19 protein-coding genes are annotated in these 17,598 nt (G+C 31.3%); 9 read left to right on the forward strand and 10 right to left on the reverse strand.

What is annotated here, in order from left to right:
• Positions 1–44 precede the first annotated feature (44 nt).
• Entirely contained in the window at positions 45–551 is a 507-nt protein-coding gene (locus OEA66_RS01745; RefSeq protein ID WP_267279729.1) for a DUF6438 domain-containing protein, read from the reverse strand.
• 97 nt (positions 552–648) lie between these two features.
• Between OEA66_RS01745 and OEA66_RS01750 the strand changes: the two genes are divergently transcribed.
• Together OEA66_RS01750 and OEA66_RS01755 are read left to right on the forward strand one after the other, a co-directional pair.
• Positions 649–1,353, forward strand: a complete 705-nt coding sequence (locus OEA66_RS01750) for a class I SAM-dependent methyltransferase (protein WP_267279730.1) — start codon at positions 649–651, stop codon at positions 1,351–1,353.
• A gap of 219 nt (positions 1,354–1,572) precedes the next feature.
• Positions 1,573–2,124, forward strand: a complete 552-nt coding sequence (locus OEA66_RS01755; protein ID WP_267279731.1) for a ferritin — start codon at positions 1,573–1,575, stop codon at positions 2,122–2,124.
• A gap of 56 nt (positions 2,125–2,180) precedes the next feature.
• Here the strand turns inward: OEA66_RS01755 and OEA66_RS01760 are convergent, their stop codons facing one another.
• The gene (locus OEA66_RS01760) at positions 2,181–3,248 is read right to left on the reverse strand and encodes a DUF2891 domain-containing protein (protein WP_267279732.1); all 1,068 of its coding nucleotides are present in this window, start codon (positions 3,246–3,248) and stop codon (positions 2,181–2,183) included.
• Between the two features lie 69 nt (positions 3,249–3,317).
• Between OEA66_RS01760 and OEA66_RS01765 the strand changes: the two genes are divergently transcribed.
• Positions 3,318–4,196, forward strand: coding sequence for a DUF4349 domain-containing protein (locus tag OEA66_RS01765; protein ID WP_267279733.1), 879 nt, complete (start codon positions 3,318–3,320; stop codon positions 4,194–4,196).
• A 65-nt stretch (positions 4,197–4,261) separates the two neighbouring features.
• On the opposite strand, the gene OEA66_RS01770 is transcribed toward OEA66_RS01765, so the two are convergent.
• From OEA66_RS01770 to dnaA, 4 genes are all read right to left on the reverse strand, one after another.
• Positions 4,262–4,639, reverse strand: coding sequence for a hypothetical protein (locus OEA66_RS01770; RefSeq protein WP_267279734.1), 378 nt, complete (start codon positions 4,637–4,639; stop codon positions 4,262–4,264).
• 168 nt (positions 4,640–4,807) lie between these two features.
• Positions 4,808–5,506, reverse strand: coding sequence for an SAM-dependent methyltransferase (locus OEA66_RS01775; RefSeq protein WP_267279735.1), 699 nt, complete (start codon positions 5,504–5,506; stop codon positions 4,808–4,810).
• A 24-nt stretch (positions 5,507–5,530) separates the two neighbouring features.
• Positions 5,531–6,001, reverse strand: coding sequence for a low molecular weight protein-tyrosine-phosphatase (locus OEA66_RS01780; RefSeq protein ID WP_267279736.1), 471 nt, complete (start codon positions 5,999–6,001; stop codon positions 5,531–5,533).
• A gap of 104 nt (positions 6,002–6,105) precedes the next feature.
• A complete protein-coding gene (dnaA, locus tag OEA66_RS01785) occupies positions 6,106–7,560 on the reverse strand; it encodes a chromosomal replication initiator protein DnaA (protein WP_267279737.1) in 1,455 nt (484 codons plus the stop codon).
• Between the two features lie 135 nt (positions 7,561–7,695).
• Here dnaA and OEA66_RS01790 point away from each other — a divergent pair, with 135 nt between their 5' ends.
• The 3 genes from OEA66_RS01790 (at position 7,696) to OEA66_RS01800 (ending at position 10,932) form a co-directional block, all read left to right on the forward strand.
• Positions 7,696–8,115 carry an acyl-CoA thioesterase gene (locus OEA66_RS01790; RefSeq protein ID WP_267279738.1) on the forward strand — a complete coding sequence of 140 codons (420 nt, stop codon included), beginning with the start codon at positions 7,696–7,698 and terminating at the stop codon, positions 8,113–8,115.
• Between the two features lie 63 nt (positions 8,116–8,178).
• Positions 8,179–10,380: a DUF2339 domain-containing protein gene (locus tag OEA66_RS01795; RefSeq protein ID WP_267279739.1), complete on the forward strand. Its 2,202-nt coding sequence runs from the start codon at positions 8,179–8,181 to the stop codon at positions 10,378–10,380.
• Between the two features lie 114 nt (positions 10,381–10,494).
• Positions 10,495–10,932 (forward strand): hypothetical protein, encoded by a 438-nt coding sequence (locus OEA66_RS01800; protein WP_267279740.1) that lies wholly within the window; start codon positions 10,495–10,497, stop codon positions 10,930–10,932.
• A 54-nt stretch (positions 10,933–10,986) separates the two neighbouring features.
• Here OEA66_RS01800 and OEA66_RS01805 read toward each other — a convergent pair whose 3' ends face one another.
• A complete protein-coding gene (locus OEA66_RS01805; RefSeq protein ID WP_267279741.1) occupies positions 10,987–12,264 on the reverse strand; it encodes a replication-associated recombination protein A in 1,278 nt (425 codons plus the stop codon).
• Between the two features lie 178 nt (positions 12,265–12,442).
• On the opposite strand from OEA66_RS01805, the gene yidD reads away from it, so the two are divergent.
• Both yidD and lgt read left to right on the forward strand, forming a co-directional pair.
• The gene (yidD, locus tag OEA66_RS01810; protein ID WP_267279742.1) at positions 12,443–12,685 is read left to right on the forward strand and encodes a membrane protein insertion efficiency factor YidD; all 243 of its coding nucleotides are present in this window, start codon (positions 12,443–12,445) and stop codon (positions 12,683–12,685) included.
• 26 nt (positions 12,686–12,711) lie between these two features.
• Positions 12,712–13,983, forward strand: a complete 1,272-nt coding sequence (gene lgt, locus OEA66_RS01815) for a prolipoprotein diacylglyceryl transferase (RefSeq protein ID WP_267279743.1) — start codon at positions 12,712–12,714, stop codon at positions 13,981–13,983.
• A gap of 26 nt (positions 13,984–14,009) precedes the next feature.
• On the opposite strand, the gene OEA66_RS01820 is transcribed toward lgt, so the two are convergent.
• Positions 14,010–15,524 carry an NAD(P)H-hydrate dehydratase gene (locus OEA66_RS01820; protein ID WP_267279744.1) on the reverse strand — a complete coding sequence of 505 codons (1,515 nt, stop codon included), beginning with the start codon at positions 15,522–15,524 and terminating at the stop codon, positions 14,010–14,012.
• A 134-nt stretch (positions 15,525–15,658) separates the two neighbouring features.
• Here OEA66_RS01820 and mscL point away from each other — a divergent pair, with 134 nt between their 5' ends.
• The gene (gene mscL / locus OEA66_RS01825; protein WP_267265720.1) at positions 15,659–16,048 is read left to right on the forward strand and encodes a large conductance mechanosensitive channel protein MscL; all 390 of its coding nucleotides are present in this window, start codon (positions 15,659–15,661) and stop codon (positions 16,046–16,048) included.
• 50 nt (positions 16,049–16,098) lie between these two features.
• Here the strand turns inward: mscL and OEA66_RS01830 are convergent, their stop codons facing one another.
• Positions 16,099–17,058, reverse strand: coding sequence for a D-2-hydroxyacid dehydrogenase (locus OEA66_RS01830; RefSeq protein ID WP_267279745.1), 960 nt, complete (start codon positions 17,056–17,058; stop codon positions 16,099–16,101).
• Between the two features lie 99 nt (positions 17,059–17,157).
• Positions 17,158–17,559 carry an LNS2 domain-containing protein gene (locus OEA66_RS01835; protein WP_179474488.1) on the reverse strand — a complete coding sequence of 134 codons (402 nt, stop codon included), beginning with the start codon at positions 17,557–17,559 and terminating at the stop codon, positions 17,158–17,160.
• Positions 17,560–17,598 lie beyond the last annotated feature (39 nt).

Consider the following 17,598-nt stretch of genomic DNA (forward strand, 5'->3'; position numbering starts at 1 on the left):
TAAAAATAGAAAGTGTTTATGATGTTAATTTGAAAAGATTATTTTTAAAAACAATCAAATTTATAATCAGTATTAAACTTTTCGCCTTTTTCCACCTTTCCAGAACATATATTATTTAAAAAGTTAATAACATTATTTTGAAAATCATTGGTAGGATTAAATGTATTATAACAGGTTTTATCTCCTCCTCTTTGTACAATCAATGTAACTGTAGGAGTGTCAGTGATTACATCATCCTTATAATATTTGTAATTTGGCTCGGATATCATCTGTATTTTTTTATTTAATGTGTTATAAGTGACCTCGTCTAAACTACCTTTAAAATATCCCATTTTTGCAGAATCTAATTCAAAATCGAAAATTGAAGTTTCTTCCTTAAAAACTGTTTCAGCAAACAACTTGAAAGTTCTATCATTATTAATTTCAAGATAGTAAGTAGGACAAGTTCCGAAACAACCCGTAGTTCTATATATCAGTTTGTCAAATTTGGGATTTTCTTGAGTACATCCAATAATTGAAAAAATAAAAAAAAATAATAAAGTATTCTTCATCAGATTGAGTTTTGAAATAATAAAATTAAAAAAATAATTTTATAATGATTTATCTTAAATACAAAATCACCTTATCTTTGCATCCACAATTATCTTTATGAAAGACTTAATGGGAAGCGCAATCTGGGATTATTTTCACAACGAAAATCCTGAAGACCTTCAGACCGAAACTTCAATTTCCGAACTCGATGAGCTTCCGGTAGAGTATCTTTTCAGAGATTTTGAAGAGATGAATGATATTGAACAAAAAGCATTGAAATTATCTAAGGGAAAAACTTTGGATATCGGAGCTGGAGCTGGTTCGCATTCTTTATATCTTCAAAATGAAAAAAAACTTGACATTACAGCATTAGATATTTCTCCAAAATCAATTAAAGTTTGTAAATCAAGAGGAATCAAAAAAGCTGTTTCCGAAAATATGCTTCATTTTTCGGAAGAAACTTTTGATACTATTCTGTTATTAATGAATGGAACAGGTATTTTTCAAAGCCTGAACGTGATTGATATTTATCTAGAAAAATTATATTTATTATTAAATACAAACGGACAAATCCTGATTGACAGTACAGATATTTTGTATATGTTTGATAAAGATGAAGACGGCGGAGTTTATATTCCGGCAGAAGGATATTATGGTGAATTGGATTATACAGTTCATTATAAGGGCGAATCTGAAGATCCAATTAAATGGCTGTATCTTGATTTTAATACATTGAAGAATGCTGCAGAAAATAACGGTTTCAAAATAGAAAAAGTTTTGCAGGATGAAGATTCCTATTTGGCTAAACTGACTAAAAAATAAATTTGGTTTTCAAAATTTAAAGTCATTATTATTACAATTTATTAAAAGTCAATTCTAAAGAAGTTTTGGCTTTTTTTATTTTAGACTAACTATAAATTACACTCCTAAATACTTGATTTACAAAATTTTATATTTTATTAATTTTAAAATTTCATCATCAAAACTTTTCACGGAATCATTTTTGTATCTATAATCATAATTACACTAAAATATACAATTATGAATACCAACAGACTTTCACCTACGCTGGAAAAAGCATTGAGCGATCAGATGAATAAAGAAATTCACGCTTCACACACATTTCTATCATACGGAATTTGGGCCGATGACAAAGGCTACAGTGGGATTGCTAATTTTTTATACCGCCATTCGCAGGAAGAAAGAAATCATTCTATAAAATTTATGGAATATGTTTTAAATAGGGGTGGAAAACCAAAAGTTGATGCCATTCCTGCTCCACCTGCAGATCCTGAAAATTTAACAGCTTGTTTTGATGGAGTATTCCAACATGAAGTTGATAACACGACATCTATTTATGCATTGGTTGATCTCGCTTTGCAGGAAAAAGATTGGGCAACCTGGAATTTTATGCAATGGTTTGTTCAGGAGCAGATTGAAGAAGAAACTCTTGCTTCAAGCCTGATAGATAAGTTAAAAATTGCGGGCGGTGATCGTGCTACAGACGAATCGTTATTTACTTTAGATAATGCAATGGCTTCAGCGCCAAATGATGTTCCTTTAGCGCAGGAAGCTACAGGAGCTAATCCATAAAAAAATCACAAAAAATTTACTTAAAAATCTGTCAAAATTTGGCAGATTTTTTTGCTTTAATCTTCCAAAGCATATACTGCAAAACTTGCGAGCCAATGATCTCCGCCGTAATTCCCCTGAAATAGTAATGGAAGTCCACTATTTAAAAATATTGTCGCTGTTTTTTGGAATTCTTTTTTCAAAGGATGATTATCGGGAAGAGACTTTGCAATTCCTTTCATACACCAAGCTTTTGTGAACGACAAACCAACTAAATGAACGGTTTGATAATCGCTTAAATCACTTACTACTGGTATTTTAGAAATATTTTCAAGACTTCTTTTTTCGTAGAAATTGTCAAGCCATTTTACAAATTCTTTTTGAGGAAGAATTCTTCGCATTAAATCTGCTATTTCAAGACTTGGCGAGAAGAAATCTGAACCATCCGGTTCAAGATATGCGGGCGTTTTTGTATTGCTTAAATAAAAATATTTTGCCTTCTCAATGAGCTCGTTTTCAAATGCTTTATCACCAGTTGCTCTCGCCCAATCGAGTGCAAAAACCATTGCAAAAGCCGTGTTTGGATGTACTCCCGTTCTGTTTGGATAGGTTTGTTTTGGTAAATAGGTTTTCCATGAAGCAAGAATTTTATCAGTTAAAGGTTTTAAATTCTGATGCCATATTTTTGCTTTTGGGTGATTCCAGGTTGTAAGTTCTTCGTCAAGTTTCAGCAACCAAGCCCACCCGTAAGTTCTTTCAAAAGTTGTTGTTAACTGATATTTTGTGAAATAATCTGCTTCAATCTGTAAATTCTCTTTTTTAAATGAATTGTCTAAAATATTTTCGATGTCTTTTGCAACCGATAAATTAGGCTTTGTTTTTAACAAACGAACTAACATCCAATGTCCATGAACAGAGCTATGCCAATCAAAGCAGCCATAAAAACTAGGATGTAGATCTTTCGGGCTAAGAGTTACTTCATTTTCATTATTAATAATATGTGCCGTTTTATTTGGATATTCCTGATTGATGCAGTGAAGTGGTTTTTCTGAAAGTTTTATGGCCATTTCATCCGTTAATTTAGGAGTTTCCTGAGCGAAAAATAAATAAGGTAAAAACGAAAATACTAAAAGAATCTTTTTCATTTCATAAAAATATAAAAGTAATTCTGATTTTTAAGCATAGTTTTTGCTCAAACTCACAAAAATTGATCTATGAAAAAAATATTTATTACATTATCCCTCTTTATCCTGTTTAATTGCAATAAATCTGAAAATCAGGAAGAAGTAAAAACTCAACTAATGGAAGTTATTTCTGAGGATAAAATTCCTCCTCCACCTCCACCAAAACAGGAAGTTCCAATAAGTGCAATGGTTTCTGCTAAAGAAGAAAATACCGAACCCAAAGTTTCAGCACCGGAAAATAATGTCATTGCAAAGAAAATCATTAAAAATGGTGAAATAGAAATTCAGGTTGGAGATATTAGAAAAGCAAAAAATCAAACCAATGAAATTGTAAAAAAGAATAATGCTTATATCCAAACAGAACGTTTTATTAATACAGATATTGATGAAAGATTGTTTTTAACGATACGGGTTCCGCATAAAAATTTTGATGGTTTAATTAATTCTTTCTCTAATGGAATAGGTTCCGTTTTATCTAAAAGTATTTCTTCGGATGATGTGACGGAAGAATATACCGATGTTTCGATAAAATTAGACAACAAGAAAATTTATCTTGAAAAATACCGCGATATGCTTCGAAGTGCAAAAACAACGAAAGACATGTTGGAAATTCAGGAGAATATTCGTGAGCTTGAAGATGAAATTGACGTTTCAGAAGGCAGACTTCGCTTCATTGATGACCGTGTAAATTACAGCACATTGAATCTAGTTTTATATAAAGAAAAAGTAAGAAGCTCGGCAACTTCAAACATTGGTTTCGGAAGCCGATTTGGAGATTCATTTACGGAAGGCTGGAACAGTTTTGTAGCCTTTTTCCTTGGAATTATCTCTTTTTGGCCTTTCTTTTTATTAATTCCGATTATTATTTTAATTTGGAGGAAATGGCGAAAAACCAGATTGAAAAAATAATATAGCAAAACAAAACATCCGAATACTTTTAATATTCGGATGTTTCATTGCAATAAACCATTTATTTAAGCATTAAAATGCGTCTTTACAGTTTCTAAAACTTGTTCATCAGACATTTGTTGCGAAGTTTCTAAAGTTATTTTTAAATCTTTAAACTGTGCAGTTTCATGCAAATGTTTTTTTAGTTCCTCCTGAATCGTTCCAGGACCGGTAATCAACACTTCTTCAGAATTTGTAAGAAGATGTTCTACCTCTTTGAAGAATTTTACTTTATTGGTTTGTTCAGCGTTGTTTCCCGCATTTTCACTTGAGTTCCCGTGTTGGATAATTGCTTTTACCGGACTGCATAAGAAAAATTTGAATGCATTTTGTGCATCATGATTTTTTACAACTACCGCTTTTTGAGTATCGATCCAAAGACCAGCTAATTTTTTGTCAGACATATTTAATATTTTTAATGTTATAAGTATGTAATGACAAGAATGATGCTAAAGAGTTGTTAATGGCTGTTAAATAATAAATTAAGGATTTTTTAAAACATTAATTTCATAATGAGTTTACAAATATCACGAATAATCTCCTCAATTTGATGAATCTGCGTAAGGTTAAAATTATTTTCCTAAAACGAAAACAGCAGGGACTTTATGCAATTCAGGCTTTTGTTTTTGCCAGTCTTTTATCGTTTTTGTTTTTATAAATTCGTGTTCAGGATCATTAATATTTGCTGCAATACAAAGCTTTGCATTAGGTGATAGAAATTTAATTAAATCCTCAAATAGCGCATTATTTCTGTAAGGTGTTTCCATGAAAATCTGAGAATAGCCCGTTTTCTGAAGTTCGCTTTCCAGATTTTGAATCCTCTTTTTCTTCTCACCTTTTTCTATAGGAAGGTAACCATTGAAAGTAAATTCCTGACCATTAAAACCACTTGAAATTAAAGCTAAAATAATAGATGAAGGTCCTGAAATAGGCATCACTCTGATATTTTTTTCGTGACACCATTTTACAATTAAATTTCCGGGATCAGCAATGCATGGAAGCCCCGCTTCTGAAAGCAAACCAAAATCCTGACCATTCAGCATTCTGTCCTGAGCTTCTTTGATATCTGCATTCTCTGTGTATTTATCTAAAAGAAAAAGCTTCAAATCTGACTGTTTTTTCTCTGGAGCAAAAAATTTGATTACTTTTCTTGCTGTTTTTTCATTTTCAACAAAAAAATAATCGGTCTGCATGATATAATCTTTTATTACAGGCGAAAAATGATTGATAGAAGTATTTTCTGAAAGATAAGCGGGAAGTAGAAAAAGCATATTTGAAGAGTTATGAATTATAAATTATGAATTTTGAGTTTTTGAAATGAGAAGTTTTTCAGCAATTCTTTCGCAGGCTTCATCCAATTGATGATATACTTTTTCGAAACCATCAATTCCGTCCCAATAAGGATCGGGAACTTCTCTTGAAGCATGATTTAAATCTGCAGCTTCCATTAATAATGAAATTTTACTTCTTTGTTCCTCATTTTGAGCTAAAGAAATTACATTTTCCAAATTACTCAAATCCATACAGTAAATTTTATCGAAATGAGTCAAATCTTCTGCGGTAATGGGTCTTGAAGTCTGTTTTGAAATATCTATTCCGTATTTTAACGCCGTTTTTACTGATCTTTTATCGGGTTGATTTCCTTTGTGCATATCAATTGTTCCGGCAGAATCTACAAAGAAATCCTCGGGAAGTTTTGACCTCATAATTCCTTCTGCTAAAGGACTTCTGCAAATATTTCCTAGACAAACCATTAAGATTTTCATTTTAATATCATTTAAAATTTTAATTAAAAATTCCTTTTAAAACAAATCTAAATAAAAAAAGGAGAATAATTCTATTCTCCTTTCTATAATTATTTTGTACAGAATTAATGTTTGATTTTTTCTGTCAATTCTTTTACGTATTTTTTTATTTCCTTATCAATTTTAGAAACATCTTTAATCGTTTCACAAGCATACATTACAGTTGAATGATCTTTACCGCCCATTTCTTCACCGATTTTGGTAAAAGTAGCGTTGGTAAATTCTTTTGCGAAATACATTGCCAATTGTCTAGGAAGAGCGATTTCTCTTTTTCTGGTTTTCGATAAAAGTTGCTCTCTTTTAATTCCGAAATAATCACAAACAACATCCTGAATATAAGGAATATTGATGACTTTTTTCTGATTTGCCGCAATTTTACTGATTGTTTCCTTTAATAATTCAAGACTTAAATCTGATTTATAAATCGTAGAATAGGCGATTACAGAATTAATAACACCAATTAGTTCTCTAACGTTTGTTTTCACTTCTGCTGCAAGGAAATCTAGCATATCTTCGGTAAGAACAATACCGTCTCTGCTTAATTTATCCACGATAATTTGCTTACGTGTACTCAAATCCGGAGATTTGATTTCGGCAGAAAGTCCCCATTTGAAACGAGAAACAATTCTGTCCTGAATATCCATAATATCAACCGGAGCTTTATCTGAAGTAAGGATAATCTGCTTTCCGTTTTGATGTAAATAATCGAAAATATGGAAGAAACTGTCTTGTGTTGCAGATTTTCCAGACAAAAACTGAATATCATCAATAATCAGAACATCTACCATTTGATAAAAATTGGCAAATTCTGTCTGTTTGTGGGCTTTTGCTGATGAAATAAATTGTTGAATAAATTTCTCTGAAGATAAATAAAGAACCACTTTATCCGGAAACTGGCTTTTTACTTCCAAACCTACAGCCTGACCTAAGTGCGTTTTACCAACACCATAACCTCCATATAAAAATAATGGGTTGAAAGCTGTTGCTCCAGGTCTTTTTGCAATTGATCTTGCAACCGTAGAAGCAAATTTGTTGCTTTCTCCTTCTACATAATTATCAAAAGAAAAATCAGCTTTAAGATTAGAATCAATATTTACTTTTTTGATTCCCGGAACAACAAAAGGATTTACAATATTACCGGAAAAACCTTGTGGCATTGTCTCCTGAACTTTCGGAGTAGGAACAGTTTTCCCTTTCATGTTCATGGTAACAGGTTTTTCTAAACCACTTGGCTTATTTTCCATTACCGAATACCAAAGTTTAACGCCTTTGCCAATGTTTTTCTTTAGGGCAGCAGAAAGCAATGACAGATAGTTATCTTCAATATATTCTTTGTAAAAATCACTCGGAACCATCAACGTAAGATTATTGTCAACCAACGAAATTGGCTGTACTTTGTCAAATAGTAAATCGAAAGATTTTTCAAGCTTTTTAAGATCAGAATTATCTTCAGCTGCATTGAGGTTGTCTCGCATAAACTGAAGGCATTTCTGCCATATCATCATTAAATTTTCATCCATTTTTTATGCCCTGATTATTCTTTGGTTAGTCGTTTTTAGGAGGAAGACAAAGGTCATGTTTTTTATCTTTAAAAAAAAATATTTCGCTTATTGATTATTTAAAAATATATTTGTATGTATAATTCAAAGCTTAAAATGATACACTCAAAACACTCATTAAGAGTACGTTACGCAGAAACAGACCCCATGAAATACGTTTATTACGGAAATTACGCAACCTATTTTGAATTGGGCCGCGTGGAACTTTTTCGCAGCATCGGAATCTCTTATGACGAGATTGAAAAGCAGGGGATTTGGCTTCCGGTTTCAGATTATAAAATTAAGTATTTAAAACCAGCACTATACGACCAAAAATTAGAAATTCACACTTTTATGAGAAAAATTCCGGGAGTGAGAATAGAATTTGAATATGAAATTTTCAACGAAGATCAAGTAAAAATCACTGAAGCTTCCACTACCCTTTTCTTTTTGAATGCCGAAACAAATAAAGTTATAAAATGTCCTGATTTTTTAATGAAATTAATAGAAAAAAACTGGAAAGAAGAAAATAATTAAATCTACTCGAAAACCTTCAAGGCTTAAACTTTCAAATCACTATATTTGGTACAAATGAAATGAATGGTTAATGCTTTAATTGTCATATTAATCGTATTGATAATTTTAATTTATCAAAATCTGAACAGAAAAATTCAAATTCTGGAACAGAAAATTTCCGATTTATCAAAAGACAAAGTAAATATTGAGCAACCTCACCATACTTTCTCAGAAACTATTAAACCTGAAAATCTACAAAACGAGAAGGTTGAAATTCAGGAAAACATACTTTCTGAAACCACTCAAGACAATTCGGAGCCTGAAAAAGATTGGCTGACTCCATTATTTGATTTTGTAAAACAGAATATTTTAACAATCATCGGGGTTTTCACTTTGGTTTTAGGAATCGGTTATTTTGTAAAATATGCCATCGATAAAAACTGGATTGGCGAAAACGCAAGAACAGGAATTGGTTTTCTTTCGGGATTGGTTCTGATTGTTACAGCACATTTTATCAGAAAAAATTACAGCATATTTTCGTCAATCATTACAGGCGGAGGAATTGCTGTGCTTTATTTTACGACAACGATTGCATTTCGAGAGTATAATTTATTTACACAAAACATTGCATTTTTAATTACTTGTGCAATTACACTACTTTCAATTTTCCTTTCTTACCAATATAATAGTGAAACACTCATCATTTTTTCTTTGTTTGGAGGCTTTTTGGCGCCTTTAATGATAAGTACCGGACAAAGCAATTATGTTTTCCTTTTCACTTATATATCACTATTAAATATCGGAATGCTAATTACTGTTTATTTGAAAAGCTGGAAAAGTGTGGGCTGGATTGCTTTTATTTTCACGGCAATCTATCTTTATTTTTGGACGGTTGAGAAAACTGATCTTACAAGCATTATCTTTTATATTGTCACTTACATTATATTTTATGCTTTTGCACTTCAGAATTACTTTAAAACAAATAAGCTTTCAAAGCTCGATATTTTAATGTTGGTTCTGATTAATTTCTCCAGCATCATCGGATTGGTTTACATCTTTAACGTTTTGAGATATGAGCCTTTAAGTATTTTTCCGCTGACTTTTGCGATGGCGAATGCATTTTTTATGTTCAGAGAATATCAAAATAAGAAATTCGAGAGAAATTATTCAGTTTTTGCAGGAATCAGCATCAGTCTCTTAACTTTAGCGATTGCATTACAGTTTAAAACTCATTTAATAACCAGTGTTTGGGCAATCGAAGCTTCTCTCCTATTATATATATGGAAAAAAACCAATCATAATATTTTCAAAATATTTTTCTATTTCCTTTTTCCGTTGGTGATCTTATCTCAAATGATGACTTGGGCAGAATATATTAATGGAAATAAAAATTTAACCATCATTTTTAATCCTGTATTTCTGACAAGTTTAGTGGTGATTTCGACGGTTATTTTTAATTTAATTTTACTTAAAAAAGAATCCAAAGAAAAAAGTGACACCGAATTTTTTGAAAATATCTTTAAAATCGTATGTTTTGGAATTATCTATTTTTCAGGTTTATTTGAATTGATTTATCAGCTTTCTTCTGAAAATTTTATAATTATCCTTACCTATAGCTTTCTCTACAGTATTTCGTTGGTAACTTTATTATTAATTACAAAAAACAAATTAAACTTATCCGAAAATTTAATTAATACTTTAATTTACGGTTTGCTCTTTCTATTTATTGCACATATTTGTTCATCTCAAATTGTTGATGCTGTAATTAAAAATGAAATTGGTTTCAATTTTTACTTTGTTCATTTGATTTATCTTTTGCCTCTTTTATATTTAATTTTAAAAATAATTACTCAAACAGAATTTTTGAAAGAAAAAATAGGTTACTGGCTTGTTTCTTTTGTCGTTATTCTTACCATTAGTTTTGAATTTTACCGAATTTATATTTTCTTAAATACTACAACTATTGAAAATCTTATTCAGCTTGAAGAACATTTCAGCATTTTGTATTTACCGATTATTTGGGCGGTTTTAGCTTGTGGATTTATTTTTTCCGGAATTAAAAAAGATATTTCTGAACTTAACAAAATTGGTTTCAGTTTACTCGGAATTACCATTCTCAAATTGTATCTCTACGATGTTTGGCAAATGGATAATGTCTCAAGAATCATCGCATTTATTATTTTAGGAATAATTTTATTGCTGAGCTCATTTATGTTTCAAAAATTTAAAAATATGCTTAAAAATTTGGTTGAAAAGAATGATGATTTTGATGATGATAATATTTAAAACAGCATAAAAAACCATTATCTATCAATATTTTATAAATAATTTTAAATTTTCATTGATATTTTGTGAAAAGTAAGTATATTTATCAAGTTTTTAACACTTATATTATTAACTATGAAAAAAATTCTATATTCTTTACTAATCTTCGCTTCCGCAACTTTATTTGCTCAAAAAAATCCTAACGTAAAATTTGCTGTTTCAAATGGTAATGTTGGAACCGTAGCTTTATTTGACTCAAACAAGGAACATGTACAAAAGGTAAATGTTTATAAAACAAAAGCAAACCTGCCTCAAAATCTTAAAAAATATGAGTTTTTAGCAGATAACGGATTATCAGAAGTTACTTTCAAAAGTAGTTTCGGAACGCTAGACTTTATGTCTTTAGCTAAATTTAATGCTCAAAACGGTCTTCCACAAGATACCCCTGTTTTCATCGAAGGATATGAATTCAAAAATACAGATATCAATATTTTTGCAGACATTATTGCAGACATGAAAGTAGAAACTGTAGATGGCAGAAAATCTTTAGTGATTACTACAAACAAGAAATAATTTAACAAAAATTATATTGAAAACGGCTATTCAAATTTGAACAGCCGTTTTTTTTTAGTACTTATGAGACCATTTTTTCTTGAGCTCATCGTAGATTTTCTTTTCAGTTGCATTATTTCCAGGTTCATAAAATTTCACATCTTTTATTTCTTCAGGTAAAAAATCCTGATCTATAAAATTTCCATCGTAAGAATGTGCATATTTATATTCTTTTCCGTAATCTAAATCTTTCATCAGTTTTGTCGGAGCATTTCTTAAATGTAACGGAACCGGAAGATTTCCAGTTTTCTTCACAAAAGCTAATGCTTCATTAATCGCCATGTAAGCAGAATTACTTTTCGGAGAAACCGCAAGATAAATTGCCGTTTCACTCAATAAAATTCTCGCTTCGGGATTTCCTATCACGTTAATCGCCTGAAAACAATTATTTGCAATCACCAAAGCATTCGGATTTGCCAAACCAATGTCCTCAGAAGCCAAAATCAACATTCTTCTTGCGATAAACTTAATATCTTCTCCACCCGCAATCATTCTTGCCAACCAATACACAGCTCCATTCGGATCACTTCCACGCATAGATTTAATGAAAGCAGAGATAATATCGTAATGTTGTTCACCATTTTTATCGTAAAGCGCCATTGTTTCCTGAAGAACAGACATTACATCATCATTGGTAATTTCTTTAGTAGAAGAATTTTTAAACTGATTCAAAACCAATTCTACAGAATTAATTAATTTCCTTCCATCTCCACCTGAATATTGAATGAAAGCCTCTTTTTCTTTAATGACAAATTGAGAATTTTCATCTTTATTAAATCTTTCTGATGCAATATCAATCAGTTCTTCCAATTTATCATAACTCAAAGCTTTCAAAATATAAACCTGACTTCGGGAAAGCAATGCCGAAACCACTTCAAAACTCGGATTTTCAGTTGTAGCACCAATTAAAACCACCCAGCCTTTTTCTACAGCATGAAGCAAAGAATCTTGTTGAGATTTATTAAAACGGTGAATTTCATCGATAAAAAGAATCGGTGATTTTCCGGAAAAAAGATTTTGTTTTTTTGCATCTTCAATTACATCACGCACATCTTTTACCCCTGAAGAAACTGCAGAAAGTTTAAAAAATTTTCTTCCTGATTTTTCTGAAATAATTTCTGCCAAAGTAGTTTTGCCTGTTCCAGGAGGTCCCCAAAGAATGAGAGAATTTAAGCTGTCATTTTCCAGCATTTTTCTTATCGTGCCTTTTTCCCCGGTAAGATGTTCCTGTCCCAAAACTTCATCTAAAGTTTTCGGTCTTAATCTTTCTGCTAAAGGAGTATTATGATTCAAGATTTTTTTTATTTGAAGTTAAAATATAGTTTCAAACTTATTAAAAGAGATTAAGATAATCTGAATAAAAAGAATCGACAAAACAATCAATTTATTTCATGAATCATGTCTTCACCTGCCCGAAACTTGAAACAAAATTAAACTAAATTTCAATTTTTTAACCTACTTTTGCAATGTTTTGAAACTTTCATTTAATAAAATCATTACATCACCTTTGGTAATTCTCATCAAATTTTACCAATGGTTTATCTCGCCTTTACTTCCAAAAAACTGCCGTTACGAGCCAACTTGTTCCCATTACATGGTAGAATCTCTGCAGGTTCACGGTATTTTTAGAGGATTTTGGCTGGGTGTAAAAAGAATTTCAAAATGTCATCCTTGGGGCGGAAGCGGCTATGATCCCGTTCCTCCGAAAAAATAAAAAATATTCAAATTAAAAATATAAAAATGAATACTATTTTCTTCCGAATTTATCTTGTGGTATTTGCATTGGTTACTCAATGTATTTTTGCTCAGAATTACAAAGATGGTTTGTCAGACGGAACTTTAAAAGTTAATGCTAAAGATATTCCTGTTAAGATTTTTGCAACTTCAGAGCTTTCTGAGCTTGACTCTTTTGCTCAGGTTAATAAAAACCCAAACACTTTGATAATTCTGAATAAATCTAATGTTGAAAAATCGCATTTCATCAGTAGTTCAATGATTTTAGCCAATTATAAGAATGCAAAATATCAATTTTTTGATAAAGATTTTAAATTAATTGAAAATACAACGGTTACTGAAGATAATATTGAAACTCTGAAATATGTGATCAAAACACAAACACCGATCACTTCTGCAGAAACTGTTTCTTTGGAAACCCCTTATAAAATTTGGGATCCGGTTTCAGGAATTAATTTAGGACCTATCACATTGCATTTTTATAGCTTAATGTTTATTTGTGCGTTTGGTTTAGGGTATGTTTTAATGACAAAAATGTTTACCATTGATCATGTAAATCAAAAATATCTTGAGCCGCTTTTTACTTGGACATTAATCGGAACGATTTTAGGCGCAAGAATGGGACACGTTATTTTTTATCAGCCTGAATTATTCAAAGAAGATTTCTGGAGTGTTTTCTTACCAATTAGTACAAAAAATGGCTTAAAATTCACAGGATTTTCAGGATTGGCAAGTCATGGAGCTACCATTGCATTGATTTTCACAACACTTTATTATTCATTTAAAATCATCAAGAAAAATCCGTTTTGGGTATATGACAGATTAGGAATTGTGGTAGCTATCGGTGGCGCATTTGTAAGAATGGGTAATTTTTTCAATTCTGAAATTATCGGTAAACCTGTTGATCCTAACTCACCATTTGCATTGCTTTTCCCACAACAAAGCAGCGAATATGGAGTAACAGTTCCACGTTATCCGGCTCAGTTATTCGAGGCAATTGGATACGTTTTATTATTTGTTTTACTTTGGGTTTTATACAGAAAAACAAACAAAAAATATCAGCAAGGATGGTTATTCGGATTGTTTTTCATCATTCTTTGGGCAATCAGATTCTTTGTTGAATTCCTGAAAGAACCTCAAGGTGACGAGTTTATTTCTTTTGCAGGATTAAATACTGGTCAAATTCTTTCAATTCCATTTATGATTGCAGGATTTGTCATCATGATTTATTCTAAAAAGTTTAAAATTACTGAAGCTGAAAATGCTAAACCTGAATAATTTCAATTCACATAAAAATCAAAAGGTCACAACAATGTTGTGGCTTTTTTGTTTAAATCAAGAAATACGTTTCCGATTTCATTAATAACATCAGTCGCTTGCATCGATTCTTTTGAATACTTTTCTGAAGCTAAGTCTGCGGCTTTTCCGTGAAGCCAAACTCCGAGAATTGCGGCTTCTTCCCATGAATACTTTTGAGCTAAAAGTGAGGTAATAATTCCTGTCAAAACATCGCCACTTCCGCCTTTTGCCAAACCGGAATTACCCGTAATATTATACAAAACCTTTACTTTTGGAGTTACAACCTGAGTGTGATGGTCTTTCAAAACAATATAAATTTCTAATTCTTTTGCTTTTGTCTTGGCCAAATTTAATCTTTCAATCGAATTTTCAGTTTTTCCAAAAAGTCTTTCAAATTCTTTCGGATGTGGAGTAATAATCGATTTTTTCGGAATTAATTTTAAACCGTTTTCGTTTTTAGAAATAATATTTAAAGCATCTGCATCCAGAATTAACGGAGAACTATGATTTTCAAGAAATTTTAATAAAGTTTTTTCTGTTTCTTCATCAGTTCCTAAACCTGGACCGATTCCGTAAACTGCATTTTCTATTTCATCAATTTGGGTGATAAATTTTTCACCGCCTTCTATAAACATGGCTTCAGAACAGGTATTTTGAAGAATTTCATAACCACAATTCGGAGCCAAAACAAATGTCAAACCTGAACCACTTTTCAAAGCTGATTTTGTAGCTAAAACGGCCGCTCCAATTTTTCCATAACTTCCTCCGACAATAACCGATTTACCGTAAGTTCCTTTGTGAGCAAAATCGTCACGAGGCTTAAAGATTTTTAAAATCAATTCATCATCAATCACAAAATCATCAGTTTGAGTTTTCTCAATAAAGTCTTGACTTAACTTTATATCTAAAACAATAATCTTTCCGGCAAACTTACCCGTTTCAGGATGAAGAAATGTCTTTTTCCAAAACTGAAAAGTCAGCGTATAATTTGCTTTAAAAATAACAGAATTCCCATCATTCAATTGATCTGCAAACATTCCTGAGGGAATATCTATTGAGATTTTAGGATTGGTTTTAATGTTTAAATTTTCAATTAAATCTTTATAAATCCCATCTAAATTCCTTGATAAACCTGTTCCGAAAAGCGCATCAATAATAACCGTTTTTTCAAAATTGTACTTTTCAGTTTCACTGAAATCTTTCACAGAAATTCCTGAAATATCTTTTAATCTTTTAAAATTTATTAAAGCATCATCAGAAAATTTCAAATTCTCTTTATTAATAAAAACATCGACATCAAAACCTTTTAAATACAGCATTCTTGCAATTGCGAACCCATCACCTCCATTATTTCCGTTTCCACAAAAAATGGCAAATTTTGTATAATGTTTACTGTTTGTAGAAATCCAATCAACACAACTTGAAGCCGCTCTTTCCATTAAATTTACAGAAGAAATGGGTTCATTCTCAATAGTATATTTATCTGTTGCTCTGATATTTTCTGTCGTAAAAACTTTCATTAATTCCGATTTTTATTAAATTTAATCATAATTATTTAAAAATATTAATAATTTAAACCAAAAAAGTGTCCAAAACTTTTAAGATTACTATTTTAAAATAATACTTTTGTGTAAAACAATTAAAAATATAAATTATGGGATTTATTAAAGATTTTAAAGATTTTGCTTTTAAAGGCAATGTCGTTGATTTGGCAGTCGGTGTAATTATCGGTGCAGCTTTCAGTGCGATTGTAAAATCATTTGTAGATGATATTATTACGCCTCTATTGTTGAATCCGGCCTTGGAAAAAGCAAATGTAAAAAACATTGCAGAACTTTCATGGAACGGCGTAAAATATGGAAATTTCTTATCTTCTGTAATTAGTTTCTTAATTGTAGCATTTGTTTTATTTATGCTAATTAAAGGAATTGCAAGTTTGAGTAAAAAAGAAGAAGCGCCTATTGAAGCTCCTGCAGGACCAACTGAAGACCAGAAATTATTAATGGAAATCAGAGATTTGTTGAAAACAAAAAACAATATATAAAAAAAACGCCGCAAAATTTGCGGCGTTTTTTTATTCTTAAAGATTCAAAATTAATGAATCTGAAAAATGCTTGAAATTTGTTCAGCCAAAGAAAGTCCGATTCTATCCTGAGCTTCCAAAGTTGAAGCACCTGTATGCGGGGTTACAGAGATTTTAGAATGCGTGATAATTTCTTTTGCCGGAGTCGGTTCGTTGATGAAAACATCAAGACCTGCAAAACGTACTTTTCCTGAATCCAAAGCTTCAATTAAAGCTGTTTCATCAATTACTCCACCTCTTGAACAGTTTACAATCGCAACACCATCTTTCATCATTTCAAACTGTGATTTTCCAATCATATAACCTTCTTTCTGAGCGGGAACGTGAAGTGTAATGAAATCAGAATGCTTCAAAACGGCATCCAAAGGTTCAGTTTCAATATCAACATTGATGAACTGATTGTTATAAAAAGTTACTTTTATACTCGCTTTTCCGATCATGTTATCTGCAGCGATCACCCTCATACCAAGACCTAAAGCGATTTTAGCAACTTCCTGACCGATTCTTCCCATTCCGATAATTCCGATGGTTTTTCCTTTCAGTTCAATTCCTGCAGCGTAAGCTTTTTTAAGTGAAGCAAACTCGGTATCTCCAACTAAAGGCATTCTTCTGTTGGAATCCTGCAAAAATCTTGCTCCGGAAAATAAATGTGCAAAAACCAATTCAGCAACAGATTCTGAAGAAGCAGAAGGCGTATTGATTACGTGGATTCCTTTTTCTCTTGCATAATCTACATCGATATTATCCATTCCTACTCCACCTCTTCCGATGATTTCCAGTGACGGACAATTATCAATAATATCTTTTCTTACCTGCGTCGCACTTCTTACTAAAACTGTACGAATTTTGTGCTCATTGATGTAATCTAAAAGAAATTCCTGAGGAACTTTTGTAGTGATTACTTCAAATCCTTTTTCTGTTAATGCATCAATTCCTGACTGGTCTAAACCGTCGTTTGCTAAAACTTTCATAAAATGTTTTACTATTTAAAAATTGAAAGATTTAAAAATTAAAGAATTTCAAGTGTTATACTTTAGTTGTTTAATTTTTAAATCTCTTTATATTAGATTTTAATCTTTAAAAACTTCAATGGTTACTTGCTTCTCAACCAAATCAGTAAACTTTCCTTTGTAGCGTGTTGCTCTTACCAAATGATTGTCGATCCAGTGATAGTTTCCGCCTCTTGGTTTTCCACACAATACACTGTGATATTTAAAACCGTGTTTATCTAACCAATCGATTGTAATTTGTTTCAGATTTTCCGTTCTTGAAGTAAAAAAACAGATTTGGTGACCTTCATCATACCATTTATTTACTGTTTCCAATGCATCGGGATAAGGTTCACAAGTGACCATTCTTTCCGGCTCTTCATTTGGAACATCGTCTGTAATTGTCCCGTCGATATCGATCAGATAATTCTTTACTCCATCCTTTAAAATCGGACTGATATGCTCAATATAATCTAGTTCCATCGTTCAAAATTTTAAAGTGCAAAGTTACACTTTATGATT

Origin of the sequence: Chryseobacterium luquanense, assembly GCF_026460945.1 — a bacterium.
In the GTDB taxonomy this organism is placed as follows: Bacteria; Bacteroidota; Bacteroidia; order Flavobacteriales; family Weeksellaceae; genus Chryseobacterium; species Chryseobacterium luquanense.

Coding starts and splice junctions, on each gene's coding strand:
- OEA66_RS01745 (WP_267279729.1), bottom strand. CDS start 551: ATGAAGAATACTTTATTATTTTTTTTTATTTTTTCAATTATTGGATGT.
- OEA66_RS01750 (WP_267279730.1), top strand. CDS start 649: ATGAAAGACTTAATGGGAAGCGCAATCTGGGATTATTTTCACAACGAA.
- OEA66_RS01755 (WP_267279731.1), top strand. CDS start 1,573: ATGAATACCAACAGACTTTCACCTACGCTGGAAAAAGCATTGAGCGAT.
- OEA66_RS01760 (WP_267279732.1), bottom strand. CDS start 3,248: ATGAAAAAGATTCTTTTAGTATTTTCGTTTTTACCTTATTTATTTTTC.
- OEA66_RS01765 (WP_267279733.1), top strand. CDS start 3,318: ATGAAAAAAATATTTATTACATTATCCCTCTTTATCCTGTTTAATTGC.
- OEA66_RS01770 (WP_267279734.1), bottom strand. CDS start 4,639: ATGTCTGACAAAAAATTAGCTGGTCTTTGGATCGATACTCAAAAAGCG.
- OEA66_RS01775 (WP_267279735.1), bottom strand. CDS start 5,506: ATGCTTTTTCTACTTCCCGCTTATCTTTCAGAAAATACTTCTATCAAT.
- OEA66_RS01780 (WP_267279736.1), bottom strand. CDS start 6,001: ATGAAAATCTTAATGGTTTGTCTAGGAAATATTTGCAGAAGTCCTTTA.
- dnaA (WP_267279737.1), bottom strand. CDS start 7,560: ATGGATGAAAATTTAATGATGATATGGCAGAAATGCCTTCAGTTTATG.
- OEA66_RS01790 (WP_267279738.1), top strand. CDS start 7,696: ATGATACACTCAAAACACTCATTAAGAGTACGTTACGCAGAAACAGAC.
- OEA66_RS01795 (WP_267279739.1), top strand. CDS start 8,179: ATGGTTAATGCTTTAATTGTCATATTAATCGTATTGATAATTTTAATT.
- OEA66_RS01800 (WP_267279740.1), top strand. CDS start 10,495: ATGAAAAAAATTCTATATTCTTTACTAATCTTCGCTTCCGCAACTTTA.
- lgt (WP_267279743.1), top strand. CDS start 12,712: ATGAATACTATTTTCTTCCGAATTTATCTTGTGGTATTTGCATTGGTT.
- OEA66_RS01820 (WP_267279744.1), bottom strand. CDS start 15,524: ATGAAAGTTTTTACGACAGAAAATATCAGAGCAACAGATAAATATACT.
- mscL (WP_267265720.1), top strand. CDS start 15,659: ATGGGATTTATTAAAGATTTTAAAGATTTTGCTTTTAAAGGCAATGTC.
- OEA66_RS01830 (WP_267279745.1), bottom strand. CDS start 17,058: ATGAAAGTTTTAGCAAACGACGGTTTAGACCAGTCAGGAATTGATGCA.
- OEA66_RS01835 (WP_179474488.1), bottom strand. CDS start 17,559: ATGGAACTAGATTATATTGAGCATATCAGTCCGATTTTAAAGGATGGA.